The following is a 23,027-nucleotide window of genomic DNA, read 5'->3' as shown; positions in this document are numbered from 1 at the left end:
TCATTCTGATCATTTAGACAATCTTCTTAAAAAAATATTCTTTTACTCAGCTGTTTTTACAGCATAGTAAATATCAGTTTGTATAGCTGAAGGTTTTACAGACATAGGATCATTTACATATAACTCCCATACATGTCCCACAGGAACCAAGTTGTTTTCAGCCATATATTTAGCAATCTTTCCATGCGCTTCCATATCTCCAACTCCATACTGACCAAATTTTGAAATCTTTACAATCTTTCCGGCTGACATTGGTGTAGTAATCATTCCATCTGCTTTGGGTAATGCATCTTGGCTATCAACTAGAAGTCCAATATAAAACTCAGCTTCTTTAGTTTCTTCATCCCATTTCGTATACAATGATCCAGGTACATAATTTTCTAATTTATTTACTGCAGCGTACTGACCTGCTTTTGGCATGTTTTGCATAAATAACTTAGACATTTCCTCTAAGCTTGCTTCAGTACTCATTTCTTGATAATAACCAATAAATTGTTTTGCTGTTGCATCTTGTTGAGAAACTTCACCTAAACGAAACGTTTGAGGAGGATTTTTTTCCAATTCAGCTAATACTTCGCGTTCAATATTGTCAAGTCCTATTACTTCCATATCACCAAGCATTTTGTCCATTCCACCACCTAATATGGCAAATATTTTAAAAACAAATTCAGTCTTATCGTTTTTCATTCCCCAACTCACTTTGGTTCCTTCTGGAACTTCTTCAAAATTCCAATAAACGTCTGTTGGAGAATAATCAGCAAACTGTAAAACTTGTTCTATGGATTTATTCTGTGTTAAGCTGACAGTTTTCATTTTTCCAGGTCCATCTTTACTTGTCCAAGAATAATTAGCGCCAACTCCTGAGGTTTGTTCATTATAGGTTACCACAATAGTAGTATCTGTTTCATGCCAAGGTCCCCATTTTTCCCAGTTTTTAAAATCATTTACATTATTAAAGACCATATGTATAGGAGCTTTAATAACTTTGCTTCTGACTACGTCATAATCACTTGGTCTAGTAGCTACGTATATAGCACCAGCAACTAACACTACAAGTAGTAATAACAGTGAGTATTTTAAAATTTTCATATTGTTCGGGTTGTTTAGTTAGTATTGCTAATGTACAAATTTTTAATGTTTTAGTGAATTGATTACATTTGTGGCAAGAGAATAGCGATTTTACATTAAAAAAGCGTTTTCTTTTTCATATTTCTAAAATCAAATAAAAAAACAAGTGAAACATTCATTACTAAAATGCTCTCATGTATTTTGAAGAGATGATGAATGTAACATCAGACCAAAACAAAAACAATAAAAACGAACAAATGAAATTAAAATCAATTGCAGGAGTAGTTTTAGCAGCTGGAATGTTATTTTCTTGTGCAGAAAAAGCAGCAGAAGTTAAGGTAGATCCTTATGAACCGAAATTTATAGAAGTAGCCGAAAACGGAAAAATGGATTTCCAAGTAGAACAATTTGCAGATGTAAAAGTATTACGTTACGAAATTCCTGGATTTGATGAATTGACTTTGAAGGAACAAAAATTAGTATACTACTTAACGCAAGCCGGGCTTTCAGGTAGAGATATTATGTGGGATCAAAACTATCGTCATAATTTAACGATTAGAGAAGCGCTAGAAAATGTATACGCAAACTATGAAGGCGATAAAGAATCTGACGATTGGAAAGCTTTTGAAACATATATAAAACGTGTTTGGTTTTCAAACGGAATTCACCATCATTACTCAAATGATAAGTTAACACCTGAATTTTCAAAAGGATACTTAGAGACTATATTAGCAGACACAAAAACAACGCTAAAAGGCGAAGCTTTAGAGGTAATCTTTAATGATAAAGACAATAAAAAAGTAAACAAAAAAGACGGTGTAGATAATGTATTAGTATCTGCAGTTAACTTTTACGGTCCAGATATTACAAGTGCAGATGTAGAAGAGTTTTACAAAACAGCATACAAAGGCCCTGAAGGACAACCAGTAGAAGCAGGATTAAACTCTAAGTTAGTTCGTGAAAACGGAAAACTAGTAGAGAAAGTATGGAAATCTGGCGGAATGTACGGAGCTGCTATTGATAAAATCATTTATTGGTTGGAAAAAGCAAAAGGTGTTGCCGAAAACGAAAAGCAAGCAGAAACTTTAGGTTTATTAATTGAATATTACAAAACAGGAAGTTTAGATACATGGGATAAATATTGTATTTCTTGGTCAACTTCTACAGAAGGAAATATTGATTGGATCAATGGATTTATTGAAGTATACAACGATCCAAAAGGATACAGAGGTTCGTATGAAACAATTGTACAAATCAAAGATTTTGACATGTCTAAAAAAATGGCAGTATTATCTGAAAATGCACAATGGTTTGAAGACAATTCACCATTAGTAGAAAGTCATAAAAAAGATAGTGTAGTAGGAGTTTCTTATAAAACAGTAAACGTAGCAGGAGAAGCTGGAGATGCTTCACCAAGTACGCCAATTGGTGTAAACTTACCAAACAACAACTGGATTCGTCAAGAGCATGGTTCAAAATCAGTTTCTTTAGGGAATGTAATCAATGCATATGCACAAGCAGGTGGATCTGGAAGATTAAAAGAGTTTGTGCATGATGATGAAGAATATCAATTAGAAGAGAAATACGGAAAATTAGCTGATAAATTACACACAGCTTTACACGAAGTAATAGGTCATGCTTCTGGACAAATCAATAAAGGAGTTGGTCAGCCAAAAGAAACATTGAAAAACTACGCTTCTACAATGGAAGAAGGAAGAGCAGATTTAGTTGGATTATACTATTTAATGGACCCAAAACTAAAAGAACTTGGATTAGTAGAAGATACTGAAGGTGTAGGGAAAGCTGCCTATGATGGTTATATCAGAAATGGTTTAATGACACAATTAATTCGTTTAAATCTTGGTGATGATGTAGAAGAAGATCACATGGTAAACAGACAATGGGTCTCTGCTTGGGTTTTTGAAAAAGGAGCAAAAGATAACGTAATTGAAAAGGTAACTCGTGATGGAAAAACATATTTCAATATCAATGATTATGTAAAACTTCGTGAATTATTCGGACAATTATTACGTGAGACACAACGTATCAAATCAGAAGGAGATTTTGAAGCTGCTCGTGCTTTAGTAGAAGGATACGGAGTAAAAGTAGATCAAAAGATTCATGCTGAGGTTTTAAAGCGTAATGAAGCTTTTAAATCAGCTCCATATAGTGGATTTGCAAATCCTGTATTAACACCTGAAACAAACGAAGAAGGAGAAATTACAGCAATCAAAATTCAGCAACCAGCTGCATTTGACAATCAAATGTTATACTATACTAAGAATTATAGTTTCTTAACTGACAAGAAATAAAATTTAGAACTATATTTACATATAATTTAAAAGGGTGCATTCGTGCATCCTTTTTTATACCACATAAACTCATGATCAAGCAAGGAAACATCGTAGATATTGCAAATAAAAAAATCTACAAAGGAGAAATTCACGTTGAAGCTGGAAAAATTATAAGTATTGTAGAAAAAGATCACAATGCAGAAAACTATATCATTCCTGGTTTTGTAGATGCACATATCCATATAGAAAGTTCGATGTTAGTGCCTTCTGAGTTTGCACGTTTGGCAGTATTACACGGAACAGTAGCAACGGTTTCTGATCCACACGAAATTGCCAATGTATTGGGAAAAGCAGGTGTAGAGTTTATGATTGAAAATGGAAAAAAAGTTCCATTTAAGTTCAACTTTGGCGCACCTTCTTGTGTGCCTGCAACGAGTTTTGAATCTGCAGGAGCTATCATTGATTCGGATGATATAAAAGAATTATTGGCGAAGCCAGAAATAAAGTATTTGGCAGAAATGATGAACTATCCAGGAGTATTATTTGATGCTGCTGAAGTGATGAAAAAAATAGCTTGGGCAAAACATTTTAATAAACCAGTGGACGGACATGCGCCAGGTTTACGAGGAGATGATGTTTCAAAATATATTTCCGCAGGAATTTCTACAGATCATGAATGTTTTACCTATGATGAAGCATTAGAAAAATTGCAAAAGGGTATGAAAGTGATCATTCGTGAAGGAAGTGCCGCCAAAAACTTTGAGGCGTTAATTCCTCTGTTGGATGAACATTATAATGAAATGATGTTTTGTTCAGATGACAAACATCCTGATGATTTATTAGTGGGACATATTAACGAATTATGCGCACGTGCTGTAGCAAAAGGAGTTGATGTGTTTAAAGTATTGCAGACTGCTTGTATAAACCCTGTAAAGCATTATAATTTAGATGTTGGGCAATTACAAATAAATGATGTTGCTGATTTTATAGTATTAGAAGATTTGAAAAATTTCAAAGTATTAGAAACGTACATCAATGGAATTTGTGTTGCTTCAAATGGAAATTCGCACATAGAAAGTGTTCCATTCGAAATTCTGAATAATTTCAATACATCTAAAAAAGAAATCATTGATTTTCAGGTAAAAGCAACAAAAAGTCAAATTCGTGTCATTGAAGCATTAGATGGTGAATTGGTTACAAACGAGTTGATTCTTGATAATTTGATTCAAGATGGAAATTTGGTTTCAAATACTGAAAAAGATATTCTCAAAATGACAGTTGTCAATCGTTACAATGATGATGCACCAGCAATGGCGTTTATCAAGAATTTTGGATTGAAAGAAGGTGCAATTGCTTCGTCTGTTGGGCATGATTCACATAATATAATTGCGGTTGGAGTTTCCGATGAAGCCATCTGCAAAGCAGTAAACCTTCTGATTGAAAACAAAGGTGGAATTTGTGCCGTTTCAAGCACAACTGAAAAAGTAGTTTCCTTACCTGTTGCAGGAATTATGAGCGCAAAAACAGGTTGGGAAATAGGTGAGGAGTACGCAGAGTTGGATAAATTAGCCAAACAAATGGGAAGTACTTTACGCGCACCGTATATGACGTTATCGTTTATGGCATTATTAGTAATTCCGTCGTTAAAACTAAGCGATAAAGGATTATTTAACGGAACTACTTTTGAATTTACTTCATTGGAAGTTTAATTACTTGTCTAGTGGAATATCAATCAAAATAGTTGTTCCTTTTTTCAAGGTACTGTCAATAGTAAGTTTTCCGTTTAGATGAATTACGCGTTTTTCAATATTTGCTAAACCAATTCCAGTTGCTTCTATATTCTTGGAGTCAAAACCTTTTCCATTGTCTTCCACAATAATATTTAGATCTTGCGAATGTTGTGTCAATTGAATCGTGGCTCTTGTGGCTTCCGCATGTTTGATAATATTCGTAATCAATTCTTGAATCATTCGGAATAATGATAATTCTAGGGAATTTTCAAGGCGTTCATTCAGCCCATAATCAATCACTTCAATATGAATTTGGTTGGATGCGTTAACTTTCGCCGCCATATCATTTACAGCAAGCAATAAACCTTTGCTAGCCATTACGCCGGCATTTTTTATATGTGAAATACTTCGAATTTTTTCATAGGCTTCGCCAAGTAAAGTTTTCGTTTTATCCAATGCTTTCGGATTATTTTCAGAACCGATATTTTCTAGATGTAAATTAATCGTTGCCATCAATCCACCCAAATCATCGTGTAAATCTTCTGCAATCCGTTGTCGCTCTTTTTCCTGTCCTGCAATCATAGCATCTATACTTGCAAGTTCTTGTTCTTTTAATAAGTTAGTCACTTTTTGAGCTTCTAAATCTTTCGCTTGTTCAGCAAGCAATTGTTTCTTACGTGTATTTTTTTGGAGGAGATATGCGGAGATGATAACTAAGGCGAGAACTATTAAAGAAATTATGAGTTGCGTGTTTTTCTTTGTAGCTTCCGCTTTTAATTCTACGCTTTTATATTTTTCATTTATATCTATGATATTCAAATTTTGACTCAAGTCATTAATGCTATCCGAAAGCTTCATCTTTTTTCTGTAATACAACATTGCTTTTTGATAATCTCTTATGCTATCATAATTTTTTGCTAAATGTTCATAAAAAATGATTCTCGTTTTTTTATCGTTTTTATTCAAATTAATTGAATCAGCTTTTAAAAGATATTGAATGGCTTTCCTATATTCTTTTTTGTAATAATATGCTTCAGCCTGATTATTGTAGTTAGCTGCTAGGATTTCTAAGTCATTTTGTTTGATTAAAGTGGTAATTGCTTTTTTTGAATAATATAACGAAGAATCTTGATTTGTAGGTGTTATAGTTGAATAAACAGTTCCCACGTTCATATTGGCATATGCAATATTTAAGCTATCATTTGTGTTTTTAAGAATTGTACGATAATAATGAATAGCCTTCTCTCGATTGTCATTTAGAGTGAAAGTGTGACCTATTCTAAAATAAATTTTCATTAATGTAATTGAATCATTTTCTTCTACAGCATACGATAAAATATCATCAATTATTGGTTGCTCATCATATCCTAAAGAATTTTGATGATCTACGATACTTAAAATTAGGAATTTTGTATCAATAGCATCCTCTCGTTCATTAAGAGATTCAAAAATTTGTTCGGCTTTACGACTATATTGATAAGCTTTATCATGTTTATCTAGAATAGATTGTACATCAGCATAATAAAAATACCAAGTGGCTTTATCATAATCAGAAATATTTAATGTATCAATTTTGTTTAATTCATTTAAACTTTCTTGATATTTTTCTATTTCATAAAATGATAGAGCATTTTCAAAATCAATATTTTGAGAATGCAAAAAACTAGTTAGTAAAAAACTAACTAGTAATAAAATTTGTTTTGTGTTATGTTTTAGAGTTTTTTTATCCACCTACGAGTATATTTCCTTTTTTACGTTTTGGATCAAAACCTGGACTATCGCAATCTATTTCAATTTCATTAATAATCTTTCCTTCATTACGTTTTAAAGAAGCTAAGTTGTTGCATGCGTCTTTTGGTCTAGGAAACTTTAAACATTCCCTAGCTAAAGTTCCACAAACTTCATACACAACCTCCTTAACAGCTATATCAGAATTATATATTAAAATTACTACTATTACTTCAGTTTCTATACCTTCAGGAAATTTAAACTCTTCTACTCCTGCTTTTTTATAATTTAGTTTATGGTTTATATTTCTAGCATCATAAACAGTTTCAACATGTATTTCAAATCTTTTCTTTTGTATACAGTAATTGGCTTTTGAAATATGTAACAAATTATCTCTTCTAACATTAACTAATCCTAAATTTATAGAGTTTGCAAAATATTGACCATTTACTTCTTGCCAATCATTGAATGTTCCTATAACTTCAAAACCTCCTGAAGTACAAACTACATCTGACAATATGTATGTACCTTCATTTTCTATATCAATAAATACTTTACTCATAACTATTACTTTGTTTAAATGAATTTTTTAAATTTTATATTAGGCATATTTTCATAATCTTGATTGAAAATATATTTAAAGTTATTATATATTGAAAAACTTTTACCATCACCTCCAATCAAAAGACCAACTGCTTTATTATTTTCGTTATCTATTAATAAACTGCCTGAATCACCATCTCTACTCATGTTATTTGTTAGAATTTGATTCTTAAGTGTGTAAAAATTATTGCCCTTCCATGGTGTTCTAAACTTTACAAAAGTATTAGTAGATCTTATATTTCCTTTATTAAAACCTGAAGATGCGCCGTATAAAAAAACTTCTTGATTAAGATATGGAGCACCAATTCCATTAATTGTTTTTTTATAGTTAATAATTCCTCTTGCACTTCGAGTATTGTTAATAATTTCTGCCAAAGCAACATCTGCATATTTACCAAAATGACCATAACTAACCTTTGCAATTATATTACAATAATTTACATACCTAGTTTCGTGTGATGAAAGCGATGGTTGGAAAAGTAATTTATCTTGAACAAAATCTTCGCTAGACATCATAACATGATAATTTGACAAAATATATTTTCTGCTTCCAGTTCCTTCACAAAGTATTATAGCCCCCAAAGTCCCACTTCTGTCGTGTCTGTGACCAATTTCTATTCCTCCAACTATAGGTCTTATCTTCTTGGAGTTTTGAAGTCGAAATAGACCTGTATCTTTCTTTTCTATATTGATTTTTTCAATTTCATCTATGACAATTTTTTCTTTTCTAATGCCTGTTTTATTGTATTTTTTTATACATTCTTTTAAGACTAAATTATCTTGTAGAAGAATTTTATTGCGACTCATTGTATTATCATTATAATAAATGCCTCTTTCAATGTAAAATTTATTATTTGCCAAATCTTTTGGCACGGATGCAACATATATTGATTCTGCATTAGGTACATTTAATAAATCTTCATGTTTTTTTTCTAAATAACAATCGACTATTTCTCTAGGATAATAACTCATAATATCAATTTTACATTTATACTACAAACCTCTCAAAATTCCTAAAACCAAAACATACCTACACATAGGGATTCTTACAATCCACAACCTTAAAAAGCATATTTTTGCTCTATAGCATAACCCAATAACTCATTCGCACCTTTTAAATTGAGCTTTTGAATCATGTTTTTACGGTGTGTATCTATCGTGGATTTTGAAATAAATAGTAAATCTGCAATTTCTTGTGAAGTCTTTCGTTGTGCAATGAGTGCCAAAATTTCCTTTTCGCGTCGTGATAAAATAGATTTCGAACTATTCTTGGAAACTTGCTCAATATTCAACTTCGCATCATAATACGATTTGTTGTCATATAAGGTACGAATCGCTTCCAAAACTACTTTCAAAGGCGAATTTTTTAAAATATAACCTGTAGCACCTGCATCCAACATTTGCCGAATGGCTTCCGCTTGGTCATACATCGTAAATGCCAATACTTTAATATGTGGAAACTCTTTCTTAATGAGAGAAGTAGCAATAATACCATCCATTTTTGGCATTCGGATGTCACAAATTACAATATTGGGTTGTTTGCGTCGGACAATTTTTAAAAGAGCTTCTCCATCATTGGCATGTCCAATAATATTGATATCTTCTTCGTATTCTAAATACGACATAATACCATCAATAAGTGCTTGATGGTCTTCTGCAATAGCGACTGTAATCATATGTTCGGGTTCTAAAAATTACAAACAAACTATGTGCGCCGAATATAAATTTTAATGATTTGGGAACCCTATTACTGTAAAAACGGTAATATGCGTATTTATATTATGGTGGTTTGTAGTTAGTTTTCCTACAATTTACGAAAAAATGTGAGAAATAAAACGGAGAGTATTAAGAAACAATAAATTTCTTAATCACTACAATAGTGATAATGAAGAGTATAAAAACAGCTAAAATGCGTAAACTTCCTTTGTAGTGACGTTTATGGAGTTTAATATCCTTTCTATATGAATAGATCATAATTACAGTAAAAACAATCACAAAAAAAGCGGCAAAAATTAACTGACCTGAACTAAACATAACGTAGATTTATTTTTGACAAAATTACGAATTAAACCTTGAAACTTGTTAATAAAAGTTTCAAAATAAAATGTCAATCGCTCAAAAACGATTTAAATATTCAACTATATTTCGAATCAGAATTTGAATACACAAACAATTAAAATAGATACGATTTGAAAAGAAGAATAGAAGCCGTTACAGAATTCCACACTGCATTTGGGTTAGGAATGAAAGATACACCAACTGCTGACATAGGAGAAAACAGAAATATGCTGCGTTTTAATCTAATGAAAGAAGAAAACGAAGAATATTTAGAAGCAGCTCAAAATAATGACTTAGTAGAAGTTGCAGATGCGTTAGGTGATATGTTGTATATTTTATGTGGAACAATCATAGAGCACGGAATGCAAGATAAAATAGTAGAAGTTTTTGAAGAAATTCAACGTAGTAATATGAGTAAACTAGGCGCAGATGGAAAACCAATCTATCGTGAAGATGGAAAAGTACTCAAAGGTCCAAACTACTTCAAACCAAACATTGCAAACATATTAGATAAAAAATAATTTAGTATTTGGTTTAACGTTACATCATCTTTAATTCTATTCAAGATTACACAACAAACTGAAAAATATAAGAATGAGTTGCTGAATCAAGTTCAGCATGACGAAATACGACAAACAAAAAAGTGATTCAATTACGAATCACTTTTTTGTTTTATTAATTTGAGCATTGAGCAAAGTCGAAATGCTAAACTTTATATCTCCAACCATGTGGGTCTTTAGAAACATTATATTGAATGTCCATTAATTTCTCTTTAAAGAAAGAAGCATACGAGTCTTCTAATTTTGGTAGCTCAAACGCATCTCCTGAATGTTCAAATCCTGCAATCGGATTAATTACGGCAGCAGTTCCTGCTCCAAAAATTTCTTTCAATTCTCCATTTCGAGCAGCTTCTTTAATTTCAGCAACTGTAACACGGCGAACTTCAACTTTAATATTATTATCTTCTGCTAATTGAATCACACTCTTTCGCGTAATTCCATCCAAAATACGATCATTATTAGGAGCAGTTATCAGAGTATCTCCAACTCTAAAGAAAATATTCATTGTTCCAGCTTCTTCTAAATACTCATGCGTACTGGCATCTGTCCAAATAATTTGCTGATATCCTTTTGCATGTGCTAAACTTGTTGGGTAAAACTGTGCTCCATAATTTCCAGCAGCTTTTGCATATCCAACACCTCCATCAGCAGCTCTACTAAACTTTTCTGCAAACAATACCTTCACTTCACCAGCATAATACGATTGTGCAGGCGAACAAATAATCATAAACTTATATGAATTTGATGGAGAAGCAGAAATCGCTTCTTCTGTAGCAATCACAAATGGACGAATATATAATGAATTTCCTTTTCCTTTCTGAATCCAATCTTTCTCTAATCGTAATAACTGTGTCAATCCTTCAAAGAAAAAATCTTTTGGGAAATCAGGAATTGCCATACGATGCGAAGACTTATTAATACGTTCGTAATTATCTTCCGGGCGAAACAACCAAATCTGATCATCTTCATCCTTAAAAGCTTTCATGCCTTCAAAAACGGCTTGTCCATAATGAAAAACACGTGCAGAAGGTGCAATAGTAAGTGGTTGATATGGCATAATTTCTGGTGTTTGCCATACGCCATCTACATAATCACATACAAACATATGATCGGTGAATACTTTCCCAAATGCTAGGTTGTCAAAATCTATATTTTTGACTTTAGACTCAGAAACTTTGGAAATTTTTATATCAATAGAAAGGTCACTCATCATATAATTCTTAATTTTGTGCAAAGTTACGAATAATTAGCTTTAAAAGAATCTTAGTTTTCAACAAAAATTCGTTCGTAAAATTAAAGATTCATAATAAAACAGTAATAATTTTAAGAAATATTTAATAAAAATGAAGAAAATTGTATTTTTAGGATTAATCCTATTGGCTTTTGTAGCATGTAAAGACGCAAAGAATAACGAAAAAACAGCTGAAGAAACGAAAGAAGTAAAAGGTAAAGATATGGCGTATGCTTCTTTTGGAGATAAAATTGACGCTGAAAACGTATTAACCATTGGTCAAATCAATGAAAAATATAACAATCTAAAAGTAGGAGATACGTTAGATGTTAAATTTACTTCAAATATCAACTCTGTATGCTCTAAAAAAGGATGCTGGATGCGTTTAGATTTGGGCGAAGAAAAAGAAGTAATGGTAAAATTTAAAGATTACGGATTCTTTATGCCACTTGACGCGAAAGGCGAAGTAATTGTAAACGGAAAAGCATTTGTTCAAGAAACTTCTGTAGATGAATTAAAACATTATGCAGAAGATGCTGGAAAATCAGCTGAAGAAATTGCTGAAATTACAGAACCAAAAAAGACACTTTCATTTGTAGCGGATGGTGTGTTATTGAAAAACTAAGCTTGAAACGAAAAATTATCACCACAGGAGATGGATCAACTACGATTCATCTGGAAGAATGGAATGAACAATACCATTCTACGCATGGTGCTATACAAGAAGCCGTTCATGTTTTTATAAAAACAGGCTTACATTATATACAAAATACGTTCAATCCTGATCAAATTCATATTCTCGAAATAGGATTTGGTACAGGATTGAATGCTTTTATCACTTATTTAGAAGCAAAAAAACATAACTTTTACATCAACTATCACGGCGTAGAAGCATATCCTGTCACTTCCGCAGAAATAAATCAGCTCAATTACACAAACGAGCTCAAAGCTGAAGATGAGAAGGCTATTTTTGAAAAAATGCATGTGTGCGATTGGGGAAAGAAAACCGTACTTTCTGAAAATTTCAAATTGACGAAACGTGAACAGTTCTTTGATCAAATAAATGATAAAGAAAAATTCAATCTAATCTATTTTGATGCGTTTGGCGCACGTGTACAACCAGAATTGTGGACAGTTACAATCTTTCAAAAAATGTATAAAGCCATGCAGAACAAAAGTGTCTTAGTAACCTATGCAGCTAAAGGAAGTGTACGACGTGCTATGCAAGAAGTTGGCTTCAAAGTAGAGCGTTTACCAGGCCCGCCAGGAAAACGAGAAATGCTACGAGCAACAAAATTAACTAATATTTAAGAACCTAAAGGATACCTAACTTCTTAATTGTATTCTTTTTAGCGTATTTTTACATCGAAAAAGAAAAGAATTCCTATGAAAATACTTATTTGTGGCGCAACTGGATTAATCGGCTCTGCATTAACCGAATTATGTATACAGGAAAATCATACAGTACATTACTTAACAACACGTAAAAGTAAAATAGAACAATCAAAATTTAAAAAAGGGTTCCATTGGAATCCAGCTGAAGGAGAAATTGATACAGCGTGTTTAAAAGATGTAGATGTCATCATAAATTTATCAGGCGCTAATATTGCAAAGCGTTGGTCAGAAGCGTACAAAGAAGAAATCATGAGCAGTCGTGTAGATACGGCTAACATATTGTTCAAATCGCTTCGAAACATGGAAAATCATACCATAAAACAATATGTTTCAGCTTCTGGAATTGCAATTTATCCAGATTCACTCACAGAAAACTATACAGAAGACACTGAAAAAGAAGCAACAGATTTCTTAGGAAAAGTTGTAAAACAATGGGAATTACACGCAAATCAATTCAAATCACTTGAAATTCCTGTTACTATATTGCGAACAGGACTTGTTTTTTCTGATGAAGGAGGCGCTTTAGCAGAAATGGCTAAACCTGTAAAATTTGGAGTTGGCGCTGCAATTGGCTCAGGAAAACAATGGCAATCATGGATTCATATAGATGATATGATTAACATGTACCTTCATATCGTAACACAAAAAATAACTGGTGTTTTCAATGCAGTTGGACCAAATCCAACCACAAATAAATTACTCACAAAAGAAATTGCTACTGTTCTCAAAAAACCATTTTTTTTACCAAATGTGCCAAAATTCGTTATGAAATTAATTTTAGGTGAAATGAGTACATTACTATTTTCAAGTCAACAAGTAAGCGCAGAAAAAATAGAAAAAACAGGATTTGTATTCAAATACAAACAACTCAATCTTGCTTTAGAAAACTTACTCAAAAAATAAACCGGCACTAAGCCGGTTTATCTCAATATACATATTAAAAAGTCTTATTTAGTAGCTGTCAAATCTACAGACAACTCTACATCATCACTAATAGCTCTATCTTTTACAGTATCTGCCAAAGATGATGATCCGTACGTCATGCCGAAATCAGCTCTATTAATAGTGAACACTTCACTTTTGATTGTTGCTTCATTTCCGTTTTGAGAAACTGTAGCAGGGAACGAAATATTCTTCTTTACACCTTTCAATGTCAAATTCCCTTCAATCATTGTTTTACCTTCTTTCTCGCTTACGTTAGTTATTGAAAAAGCAGCACTTGCATGTTGTTCAGTATCAAAAAAATCAGGTCCTAATAAGTGTGTTTTTAAATTCGCATTTCCTTCTGCTTCAGCAGGAATATCTAACACTTTCAATGATGCAATATCAATAATAAAATTACCACTCTCTAATTTGCCATCTTTCAAAGCAAACGTACCAGAAGAAACATTCATCGTTCCGTCATGACCACCGCCAATTACTTTTGAACCTTTCCAAGTAACAATTGCTTTTGCAGTATCAACTTTATATTTTACAGCTTCAACTGTTGTTGTCTTCTCTGTTTTTGCAGCTTCTGCATCAGTTTCATTCTTCTTTTCTCCTTTACAAGAAACAGCAAATGTTGTTACGGCTACCAAAACTAGTAGGCTTAAAAATTTCTTTCTCATTACTATTGGTTTTTATAGATTAAAATCGAAATGTAAAACTACTAAAATGTCTTGAATTTAAATAGACTAAATAAATAAAAATATTTTTGGTGACATTTTGACATTTTTCCATAATTGGCAGTACTTTTGCAAACCATTAAGAGAAAATAATAAAAATTTTTTGGACATATCATCATGAGCAAAAAAAAGGATAATACAGTAGAAAAAGAGCAAGAAGTTGTACAGCCAGAAACTGCAAAGGTAGAAGAAACAACTGTTGAAGACACTACGGCAGCAACAGAAGAAGTATCTGTTGAAGAACAACTAAAAGAAGATTTAGCAAAAGAAAAAGATAAATTTTTACGTCTATTTGCTGAGTTTGAAAACTATAAAAAAAGAACAAGTAAAGAACGTGTAGAGTTATTCAAAACTGCAAGTAAGGATGTGGTAGTTGCCATGTTGCCAGTTTTAGACGATTTTGACAGAGCTTTGGCAGAAATTGCTAAAACAGATGCTGAAGACGTGAAAAAAGGTGTTGAATTAATTAGCAATAAATTAAGAGAAACACTAAAAGCAAAAGGTTTAGGAGAAGTTCAAGTAAAAGCAGGAGATAAGTTTGATGCAGAAGATCATGAAGCTGTAACGCAAATTCCTGCACCAACAGATGACATGAAAGGAAAAATCATTGACGTTCTTGAAAAAGGGTATACGTTAGGTGATAAAGTAATTCGTTATCCTAAAGTAGTTGTTGGACAATAATTTAAAAAAGACAACAAGTTGTTGACTACAACGCGCAATCTTTTGAAACAAGCTAAGTAAAATGAAACAAGATTATTACGAAATATTAGGTATAAGCAAAGGTGCTTCCGCTGCAGAAATAAAAAAAGCATATCGTAAAAAAGCGATTCAATATCATCCTGATAAAAATCCTGACGATAAGGACGCTGAAGAAATGTTTAAAAAAGCAGCTGAAGCCTATGAAGTACTAAGTGATGACAACAAAAAAGCACGTTATGATCAGTACGGACATGCAGCTTTTGAAGGCGGCGGTGGCTTCGGCGGCGGCGGTTTTGGTGGCGGTATGAATATGGACGACATCTTTAGTCAATTTGGTGATATCTTTGGTGGCGCTTTCGGCGGCGGCGGCGGCGGCGGATTCAGTGGATTTGGTGGCGCAGGCGGCGGAAGACAAAGACGTGTAAAAGGAAGCAATCTAAGAATTCGTGTAAAACTTTCGTTAGAAGAAATTGCAAATGGTGTTGAAAAGAAAGTAAAAGTTAGAAGAAAAGTACAAGCGCCTGGTGTAAGTTATAAAACTTGTGAAACTTGTAATGGTTCTGGTCAAATGACACGAATTACAAACACAATACTTGGTAGAATGCAAACTTCAACTACATGTAGCACTTGTGGAGGAACAGGACAAACAATTAGTAAAAAGCCTGCAGATGCAGATTCGCATGGTTTAAAAGTTTCGGAAGAAACAGTAGTGATCAAAATTCCAGCTGGAGTAGAGGAAGGTATGCAACTAAAAGTTGCAGGAAAAGGAAATGAAGCACCTGGAAATGGAATCTCTGGAGACTTATTAGTAGCCATTGAAGAAAAAGAACACGAAGCATTAAAACGTGAAGGAGATAATTTACACTACGATTTATACATCAGTTTCTCTGAAGCAGCACTTGGAAGCTCAAAAGAGATCGATACCGTGACTGGAAAAGTCAGAATCAAAGTAGAATCTGGAGTTCAGTCTGGAAAAATATTACGCTTGCGCGGAAAAGGAATTCCAAGTATTAATGGATATGGAAAAGGAGACTTGTTAGTTCATATCAACGTATGGACCCCGAAAACATTGACAAAAGAACAAAGAAACTTCTTTGAGAAAATGGCAAAAGAGGAAAATTTTGTGCCTAGTCCAGAAAAAAGTGATAAATCATTTTTTGAAAAAGTAAAAGACATGTTTTCGTAATTCTTTTGGTATTACGAAAAAAAAACTATCTTTGATAAGTTACTGGTCGTAACTGACCGGTAATTTTTTCTTTTTCATAGCAATTTTTTCCCATCCTTGATACCTATTAAGGGTGGGTTTTGCATTTAATACAACTTGGATTTGCATTATTTTAATGAAATTTTCAAAATATAGTTGTACTAATTTCACTAAAAAACAAAATTCCAGTCGTTACACACATTAATATTTTAAAACATTTATTGTAACAAAATATACAAGTACCTTACTTATATAAAAAAACTTTCATGAGTTCAATTTTACAAGCCAAAGAAGTCGTAAAAAAATATGGCGATTATACTGCTTTAAACAATGTTTCTATTGATGTTCCTAAAGGAAGTATTTTTGGACTTCTAGGTCCAAATGGAGCAGGAAAAACATCACTAATTAGAATAATCAATCAAATTACTGCGCCTGATGCAGGTGAAGTATTACTAGACGGCGAAGCATTGCAACAATTTCACATCAAAGATATTGGTTATATGCCCGAAGAACGTGGTTTGTACAAATCGATGAAAGTGGGAGAACAAGCCTTGTATTTAGCACAATTAAAAGGATTGAGTAAATCTGAAGCTAAAAAACGTTTGGAATATTGGTTTGAAAAATTTGAAATCACAGATTGGTGGAACAAGAAAATTCAAGAACTTTCCAAAGGAATGGCGCAAAAAATACAATTTGTAGTAACGGTGTTACATCAACCAAAATTGTTAATTTTTGACGAACCATTTAGTGGCTTTGATCCAATCAATGCAAATAGAATTAAAGATGAAATTTTACAACTTCGTGATGAAGGTGCAACGGTTATTTTCTCAACACACCGAATGGAATCCGTAGAGGAAATGTGCGATCATATTGCGTTAATTCATAAATCTAATAAAGTATTAGACGGAAAACTCATTGATGTAAAACGTCAATATAAAAGCAATACATATCAAGTAGGAGTTGCTGCTTCAGACAATGCGCAACTTCGAAAAACATTAAATGAAAAGTTTGAACTAACAGACGCAAGCTTCAAATCAATTGATGACGATTTAAAAGTAAATATCAAGCTTAAAAATGGTGATACTTCTAACAATCTTCTATCCTTTCTAACATCAAAAGGAAACGTGAATCACTTTGTAGAAGTTATTCCAAGTGTAAACGATATTTTTATTCAAACTGTAGAAAACAATAATTAGGCTATGAATCACTTACCACTAATTATCAAACGAGAATATTTAACGAAAGTTAGAAACAAGTCATTCATCATCATGACCTTTCTAAGTCCATTAATCATGATTGGACTCGGAACATTGATCTTCTACCTAACACAATTAAACAGTAATACCGAACGTACTATTTCTATCTTAGACGAAACAGGAAGTATAGCTAAGGTGTTTACTGAAAACGTTGATGAAGATTCTAATACAAAATATAACATTCTTGAGGGAATTACTTTAGAAGAAGCAAAAAAGCAAGTAGAAGCCGCGGAAGAATACGGTTTGTTGTATATAGAAAAGAAGGAAGCTATAGAAGATATTTCTACTCATATAAAGTTTTATTCTGAAGATTCTCCTTCGGTTACTTTTATTTCTCGCTTGGAGCGAAAACTAAGTAAAAAACTAACAGGAGATGCTTTTGTAAGCAACGGTGTAGATGTAGAATTAGTTGATAAATCTAAGATGGACGTAACTATTGTACAAGAAAGCTTTACAGGTGAACGTTCTTCAAAATACGTAAACTATTCCAAGCTTGGTTTTGGATTGGCAGCAGGATATTTACTCTTCATGTTTATCATCATTTACGGAAATATGATTATGCGAAGTGTGATTGAAGAAAAAACAAATCGAATCATTGAAGTAATCATTTCTTCGGTAAAACCAGTACAACTTTTAATGGGTAAAATCATTGGAACTTCTTTAGCTGGTGTCACACAGTTTTTAATGTGGGTTACTTTAGGAGGAATTGCCATCCTAGTTTTTTCAGCTGTTTTTGGTATTGATTTAATGGGAGCGCAAGCGCAAGCAATAGAGCAACAAGCATTATTAGCAGATGCTGGAGACATCTCTACTCAAGTGAAAATTGCTGAAATATTTCAAAGCTTGCCTTTAGGGAACTTAGTTGTAGCTTTCTTCATATTTTTTATCGGTGGATATTTATTATACAGTTCATTATATGCAGCTATTGGTGCTGCAGTAGACAATGAAACAGATACACAACAATTTATGATGCCAATCATAATGCCATTAGTATTGGCTGTATATGTTGGAGGTTTTACCGTATTAGAAGATCCGCATGGAACTGTAGCAACGGTATTTTCATACATTCCATTTACATCACCAGTTGTAATGTTGATGCGAATTCCGTTTGGAGTGCCAATTTGGCAACAATTGATTTCAGTTCTCATATTATATATTACCTTTACTGGAACCGTTTGGTTTGCATCAAAAATATACCGTGTCGGAATTTTAATGTACGGTAAAAAACCAAGCTACAAAGAAATATTCAAGTGGTTGAAGTACTAGTAAAATGGAATATATAAATTCTTTTTTAGATTATATCTTAATTAATCGTGACGAAGTAAAAGTTACGGTACGCGCTGTTGTTGTATTAATTTCAGTACTAATTGCTACGCATTTATTTTTACGCTATAGCCGTATTATTGTAACAAGAAATCTTGAGGATGAAGGAAAAGCACGTTTCAAAACGGTCTTTACATTTCTGAAGTACTTTATATTTTCTATTGTTATTATTACTTCGCTTGACGCGACAGGTGTGCAAATTACAGCCATACTAGCAGCTTCTACAGCATTATTTGTTGGTTTAGGTTTGGGAATGCAAAAGTTGTTTCAAGATATTATTTCTGGAATTTTTATTTTAATAGATCGAACAATTACGGTTAATGATATCATTCAAATAAGCGGAAAAATTGGTAAAATAACCAAAGTTGGATTGCGTACTACAAAAGCAGTTACACAGGATGAGAAAATTTTAGTCATTCCAAATCATAAATTTTTGTCAGAAATACTATACAATTGGACACAAAATGATGTCATGACGCGTGAATCAATCGACATTGGAGTTGCGTATGGTACGGATGTTGATTTAGTAAAAGCATTATTGCTCGGAATTGTTATGCAAGAGCCTGCAATATTAAATGAACCAAAACCTACAGTATTTTTTACAGATTTTGGTGATAGCGCACTAAAATTTAAATTGCATTTTTATATAGGTGATAGTTTTCATCTACCAGAAGTACAAAGCAAATTGCGTTATAAAGTATATAAAACCTTTAACGAAAACAATATAAGCATTCCATTTCCGCAACGTGATGTACATGTTTATAATTCAAAAATAGAATAATATGCCTAAAATATTAGTAATAGAAGATGAGTCGGCAATCCGAAGAGTATTAGTAAAAATACTATCGGAAGAAAATGATACCTATCAAGTATCAGAAGCGGAAGATGGATTAGTTGGTATAGAATTGGTCAAAAAAGAAGACTATGATTTGGTATTGTGTGACATAAAAATGCCAAAAATGGATGGCGTTGAAGTATTAGAAGCCGCTAAAAAAATAAAGCCTGAAACACCTTTTGTGATGATTTCTGGTCATGGAGATTTAGATACAGCCGTAAATACGATGCGTTTAGGAGCTTTTGATTACATATCAAAACCACCAGATTTAAATAGATTGCTAAATACGGTACGAAACGCGCTTGACAAAAAAGAATTGGTTGTTGAAAACAAACGATTGAAAAAGAAAGTCAGTAAAAATTATGAAATGATTGGTGAATCTGATGCGATTCAACAAATCAAAGACATGATTGAAAAAGTAGCAGCAACAGACGCACGTGTATTGATTACAGGACCAAACGGAACTGGAAAAGAATTAGTTTCACATTGGTTGCACCAAAAAAGTGATCGTAGTAAAGGACCAATGATAGAAGTAAACTGCGCAGCAATTCCAAGTGAATTGATTGAAAGTGAACTTTTTGGACATGTAAAAGGTGCATTTACAAGTGCAAACAAAGATAGAGCTGGAAAATTTGAAGCTGCCAATGGCGGAACAATTTTCTTAGATGAAATAGGAGATATGAGCCTTTCAGCGCAAGCGAAAGTGTTACGTGCATTACAAGAAAGTAAAGTGCAACGTGTTGGAAGTGATAAAGATATAAAAGTAAACGTTCGTGTAGTTGCAGCAACAAATAAAGACTTGAAAAAGGAAATTGCAGATGGAAAATTCCGTGAGGATTTATATCATAGATTAGCAGTGATCTTAATAAAAGTACCTGCATTAAATGATAGAAGAGAAGACATTCCTTTATTGGTAAACTATTTTGCCAAAAAGATTGCGACAGCACAAGGAACAGTAGCAAAGAAATTTTCAGACAAAGCGATTAAACTTTTGCAAGAATATGATTGGACAGGAAACATTAGGGAACTCCGAAATGTTATTGAGCGACTTATTATTCTTGGAGGTAAAGAAGTTACAGAAGAAGATGTAAAACTCTTTGCTTCAAAATAACATGAAAGCCAGCTTGTATAGCTGGCTTTTTTATTTAAAAATCGAATGTTATCTGTAATTCTAAAAAATATCAAATTCCAAACTTAACGCTCACACCTGTTTGTAAATCAGGGTTATTATTTACGGTAAAATCTTGTTGAATATAAATTGAAGTAGAAATTTTTCGAGTAAATGTATAAATCAAACTCCAATAATCATTGTTTTTATACAAATGACGCGTTCCATGTCCCCAAGAATTAAACGCTTCATCATCTCGAATATATACATTATACTCATCTTCATCTTTTTGATGTAAACTAGTTTGAATATAAAAACTCAAACCAAAAGAATGATAGGTTTTTCCTTTTGATATAAACGTATATTCAATATCCGATTCTAAACTTCCTATAAAATCATTCGTGCCAAAATCAAGATTATCATTTTGTAAATCAACAGCGTTTTTACGAAGAACATTCGTTCCCAATCCGAAAAGAATAAAATTTCGATCGTTAATATCAAACTGTTTCACACCTGCTACAGACACACCAACATCCATAGACATATTATATTTAGAAAGATTTGTTCCTAAATGCGCTCCAAGATTCATGTAAATCTTCTTATCATTTAAAAATGTTGGGTAATAATAATAATGTGTTTCAATTCCGGCAGTTAAAAAATCACCATTTCCAGCATTCAATCTTCGTCCGTTTCTATCGGTGTAATTAATACTAGCTTTGTCCAATCCGAAAACTTTTCTATCAAAAGGATCGCTTCCACCAGCAATATTATCATGGAAAAACTCAATAAATTTATCATTAGTAAATGTAGAAAAAGGAAACTTTCCATTCGTTAACATAAAAGCTCTGAATCCAACTACTAATTCTTGATTTTTAGTTGTCGGAATCGTAATGTTTGCACGTAAACCTTTAATAACTCCATCCGTTTCAATCTCAAAGGATTCAGCTTCCATTGTTTCTTCATCAAAATAAAATTGACGACTAAACCACGCAATTCCGCGCATTTGTTCACGAAACGCTTCATCAGCAGGAATAAACGTTTTTACATTAGGTCCCCAAACATTTCCACTTTCTAAATTGACACTAACTTCGGTACGTTTAGAAGCTTTCAATTTAAAGTTATGATTTAAACGTGAAATGAAAATTCCGAACGGATTGGTAGAAACAATACTTGGTTTTGAAATTCCATTTTTAGCAAATGCAGGAATTGAATCTTGATCGCTTTGCGCGAAAGCAATAGAACTCAAACATAAACACAATACGAAAATTAAATTTTTACACTTCATGTGGCAATACTGATAATTTGAAGCGGCTAAACTACAAAAAAAGTGAGCGACAATCCGTATATTTAGCATTCAAAGAAAAATAGTAACGCATGAAGCATTTTGATACAAACACTTTTAAAGTCACAGAATCTATAAAATTAAGTGAAACGAGTACGAAATTTGATCTTGGAGAATCTAAAAAAGAAATCAAAAAAGAACTGGAAGATATTCGTGAAGATTTAGGGAAATTACAAGATACCTTGTATGCACATGGAAAATATAGTGTATTGGTTTGTTTACAAGGAATGGACACGGCAGGAAAAGATAGCTTGATTCGTGAAGTATTTAAGGATTTCAATACACGCGGAATTGTAGTACATAGTTTTAAAGTACCAACGGAATTAGAATTAAAACACGATTATTTATGGAGACATTATATTGCGTTACCAGCAAGAGGGAAATTTTCAATATTTAATAGAACACATTATGAAAATGTATTGGTAACACGTGTACATCCTTATTATATTATGGGAGAAAATATTCCTGGAGTTGACAATGTTGATGCTATAAATGATGAATTTTGGTCGAAACGCTTTGAACAAATCAATAATTTTGAAAAGCATATTGCTGATAACGGAACGATTATTTTCAAATTTTTCCTTAATATATCAAAAGAAGAACAAAAAAATAGACTCTTACGTCGTTTAGAATTGAAAGAAAAGAATTGGAAATTCTCACCTGGCGATCTAAAAGAACGTAAACTTTGGGACAAATATCAAGAATGTTACGAAGATGCATTAAACAGAACAAGCAAACCACATGCACCTTGGTATGCAATTCCAGCAGATGATAAACCAACAGCACGTTACATAGTTGCAAAAACAATTTATGATACCTTAAAAGAATACTCAGATATTGATGAACCAGAATTGGACGATGACATCCAAGCAAATCTTGAAGCGTATAAAAAACAACTAGAATCTGAATAATTATCCAATACCTAACAT

21 protein-coding genes are annotated in these 23,027 nt (G+C 32.6%); 13 read left to right on the top strand and 8 right to left on the bottom strand.

The genetic code is table 11. The annotated features are described in order from the left end of the window. Nucleotides 1-42: 42 nt before the first annotated feature. Entirely contained in the window at nt 43-1,089 is a 1,047-nt protein-coding gene (locus tag Q0828_RS20910) for an SRPBCC family protein (RefSeq protein ID WP_298426065.1), read from the bottom strand. 236 nt (nt 1,090-1,325) lie between these two features. Between Q0828_RS20910 and Q0828_RS20905 the strand changes: the two genes are divergently transcribed. Both Q0828_RS20905 and ade read left to right on the top strand, forming a co-directional pair. Next, complete coding sequence (locus Q0828_RS20905) at nt 1,326-3,380, top strand: dihydrofolate reductase (RefSeq protein ID WP_298426062.1); 2,055 nt, start codon at nt 1,326-1,328, stop codon at nt 3,378-3,380. A 71-nt stretch (nt 3,381-3,451) separates the two neighbouring features. Then, nucleotides 3,452-5,071, top strand: coding sequence for an adenine deaminase (ade, locus tag Q0828_RS20900; protein ID WP_298426059.1), 1,620 nt, complete (start codon nt 3,452-3,454; stop codon nt 5,069-5,071). Here ade and Q0828_RS20895 read toward each other — a convergent pair whose 3' ends face one another. The 4 genes from Q0828_RS20895 to Q0828_RS20880 form a co-directional block, all read right to left on the bottom strand. After that, nucleotides 5,072-6,751 (bottom strand): ATP-binding protein, encoded by a 1,680-nt coding sequence (locus Q0828_RS20895; protein ID WP_298426056.1) that lies wholly within the window; start codon nt 6,749-6,751, stop codon nt 5,072-5,074. It abuts the gene before it with no gap. A gap of 64 nt (nt 6,752-6,815) precedes the next feature. Then, nucleotides 6,816-7,382: a hypothetical protein gene (locus tag Q0828_RS20890; RefSeq protein ID WP_298426053.1), complete on the bottom strand. Its 567-nt coding sequence runs from the start codon at nt 7,380-7,382 to the stop codon at nt 6,816-6,818. Nucleotides 7,383-7,396: 14 nt separating this feature from the next. After that, complete coding sequence (locus Q0828_RS20885) at nt 7,397-8,395, bottom strand: hypothetical protein (protein WP_298426050.1); 999 nt, start codon at nt 8,393-8,395, stop codon at nt 7,397-7,399. Nucleotides 8,396-8,484: 89 nt separating this feature from the next. Then, entirely contained in the window at nt 8,485-9,099 is a 615-nt protein-coding gene (locus tag Q0828_RS20880) for a response regulator transcription factor (protein ID WP_298426047.1), read from the bottom strand. A gap of 513 nt (nt 9,100-9,612) precedes the next feature. Between Q0828_RS20880 and Q0828_RS20870 the strand changes: the two genes are divergently transcribed. Next, the gene (locus tag Q0828_RS20870; protein WP_298426043.1) at nt 9,613-10,002 is read left to right on the top strand and encodes a nucleoside triphosphate pyrophosphohydrolase family protein; all 390 of its coding nucleotides are present in this window, start codon (nt 9,613-9,615) and stop codon (nt 10,000-10,002) included. A gap of 184 nt (nt 10,003-10,186) precedes the next feature. Here Q0828_RS20870 and Q0828_RS20865 read toward each other — a convergent pair whose 3' ends face one another. Beyond that, nucleotides 10,187-11,251, bottom strand: coding sequence for a branched-chain amino acid aminotransferase (locus Q0828_RS20865; protein ID WP_298426041.1), 1,065 nt, complete (start codon nt 11,249-11,251; stop codon nt 10,187-10,189). A 133-nt stretch (nt 11,252-11,384) separates the two neighbouring features. Between Q0828_RS20865 and Q0828_RS20860 the strand changes: the two genes are divergently transcribed. From Q0828_RS20860 to Q0828_RS20850, 3 genes are all read left to right on the top strand, one after another. Next, entirely contained in the window at nt 11,385-11,897 is a 513-nt protein-coding gene (locus Q0828_RS20860) for a DUF4920 domain-containing protein (protein WP_298426038.1), read from the top strand. 2 nt (nt 11,898-11,899) lie between these two features. Further along, on the top strand, nt 11,900-12,583 hold the full coding sequence (mnmD, locus tag Q0828_RS20855) for a tRNA (5-methylaminomethyl-2-thiouridine)(34)-methyltransferase MnmD (protein ID WP_298426035.1): 684 nt from the start codon (nt 11,900-11,902) through the stop codon (nt 12,581-12,583). A 75-nt stretch (nt 12,584-12,658) separates the two neighbouring features. Then, the gene (locus Q0828_RS20850; RefSeq protein WP_298426032.1) at nt 12,659-13,570 is read left to right on the top strand and encodes a TIGR01777 family oxidoreductase; all 912 of its coding nucleotides are present in this window, start codon (nt 12,659-12,661) and stop codon (nt 13,568-13,570) included. A 44-nt stretch (nt 13,571-13,614) separates the two neighbouring features. On the opposite strand, the gene Q0828_RS20845 is transcribed toward Q0828_RS20850, so the two are convergent. Beyond that, a complete protein-coding gene (locus tag Q0828_RS20845; RefSeq protein WP_298426029.1) occupies nt 13,615-14,274 on the bottom strand; it encodes a YceI family protein in 660 nt (219 codons plus the stop codon). A gap of 174 nt (nt 14,275-14,448) precedes the next feature. Here Q0828_RS20845 and Q0828_RS20840 point away from each other — a divergent pair, with 174 nt between their 5' ends. The 6 genes from Q0828_RS20840 (at nt 14,449) to Q0828_RS20815 (ending at nt 20,759) form a co-directional block, all read left to right on the top strand. After that, nucleotides 14,449-15,012 carry a nucleotide exchange factor GrpE gene (locus tag Q0828_RS20840; RefSeq protein WP_298426026.1) on the top strand — a complete coding sequence of 188 codons (564 nt, stop codon included), beginning with the start codon at nt 14,449-14,451 and terminating at the stop codon, nt 15,010-15,012. A 61-nt stretch (nt 15,013-15,073) separates the two neighbouring features. Further along, nucleotides 15,074-16,216 carry a molecular chaperone DnaJ gene (gene dnaJ / locus Q0828_RS20835; RefSeq protein WP_298426024.1) on the top strand — a complete coding sequence of 381 codons (1,143 nt, stop codon included), beginning with the start codon at nt 15,074-15,076 and terminating at the stop codon, nt 16,214-16,216. Nucleotides 16,217-16,500: 284 nt separating this feature from the next. Next, the gene (locus Q0828_RS20830) at nt 16,501-17,430 is read left to right on the top strand and encodes an ABC transporter ATP-binding protein (RefSeq protein ID WP_298426021.1); all 930 of its coding nucleotides are present in this window, start codon (nt 16,501-16,503) and stop codon (nt 17,428-17,430) included. Nucleotides 17,431-17,433: 3 nt separating this feature from the next. Then, nucleotides 17,434-18,756 (top strand): ABC transporter permease, encoded by a 1,323-nt coding sequence (locus Q0828_RS20825; RefSeq protein WP_298426019.1) that lies wholly within the window; start codon nt 17,434-17,436, stop codon nt 18,754-18,756. A 4-nt stretch (nt 18,757-18,760) separates the two neighbouring features. Further along, a complete protein-coding gene (locus Q0828_RS20820; protein ID WP_298426016.1) occupies nt 18,761-19,594 on the top strand; it encodes a mechanosensitive ion channel domain-containing protein in 834 nt (277 codons plus the stop codon). A 1-nt stretch (nt 19,595) separates the two neighbouring features. After that, nucleotides 19,596-20,759, top strand: coding sequence for a sigma-54 dependent transcriptional regulator (locus tag Q0828_RS20815; protein WP_298426013.1), 1,164 nt, complete (start codon nt 19,596-19,598; stop codon nt 20,757-20,759). A 70-nt stretch (nt 20,760-20,829) separates the two neighbouring features. Here Q0828_RS20815 and Q0828_RS20810 read toward each other — a convergent pair whose 3' ends face one another. After that, nucleotides 20,830-22,041, bottom strand: coding sequence for a hypothetical protein (locus Q0828_RS20810; protein WP_298426010.1), 1,212 nt, complete (start codon nt 22,039-22,041; stop codon nt 20,830-20,832). An 89-nt stretch (nt 22,042-22,130) separates the two neighbouring features. On the opposite strand from Q0828_RS20810, the gene Q0828_RS20805 reads away from it, so the two are divergent. Further along, on the top strand, nt 22,131-23,009 hold the full coding sequence (locus Q0828_RS20805) for a PPK2 family polyphosphate kinase (protein WP_298426007.1): 879 nt from the start codon (nt 22,131-22,133) through the stop codon (nt 23,007-23,009). Nucleotides 23,010-23,027 lie beyond the last annotated feature (18 nt).

This window comes from uncultured Kordia sp. (genome assembly GCF_947496985.1).
In the GTDB taxonomy this organism is placed as follows: domain Bacteria; phylum Bacteroidota; class Bacteroidia; order Flavobacteriales; family Flavobacteriaceae; genus Kordia.
Note: the sequence above shows the minus strand (reverse complement) of the source record. Positions and strands in the feature narration are given on the sequence as shown.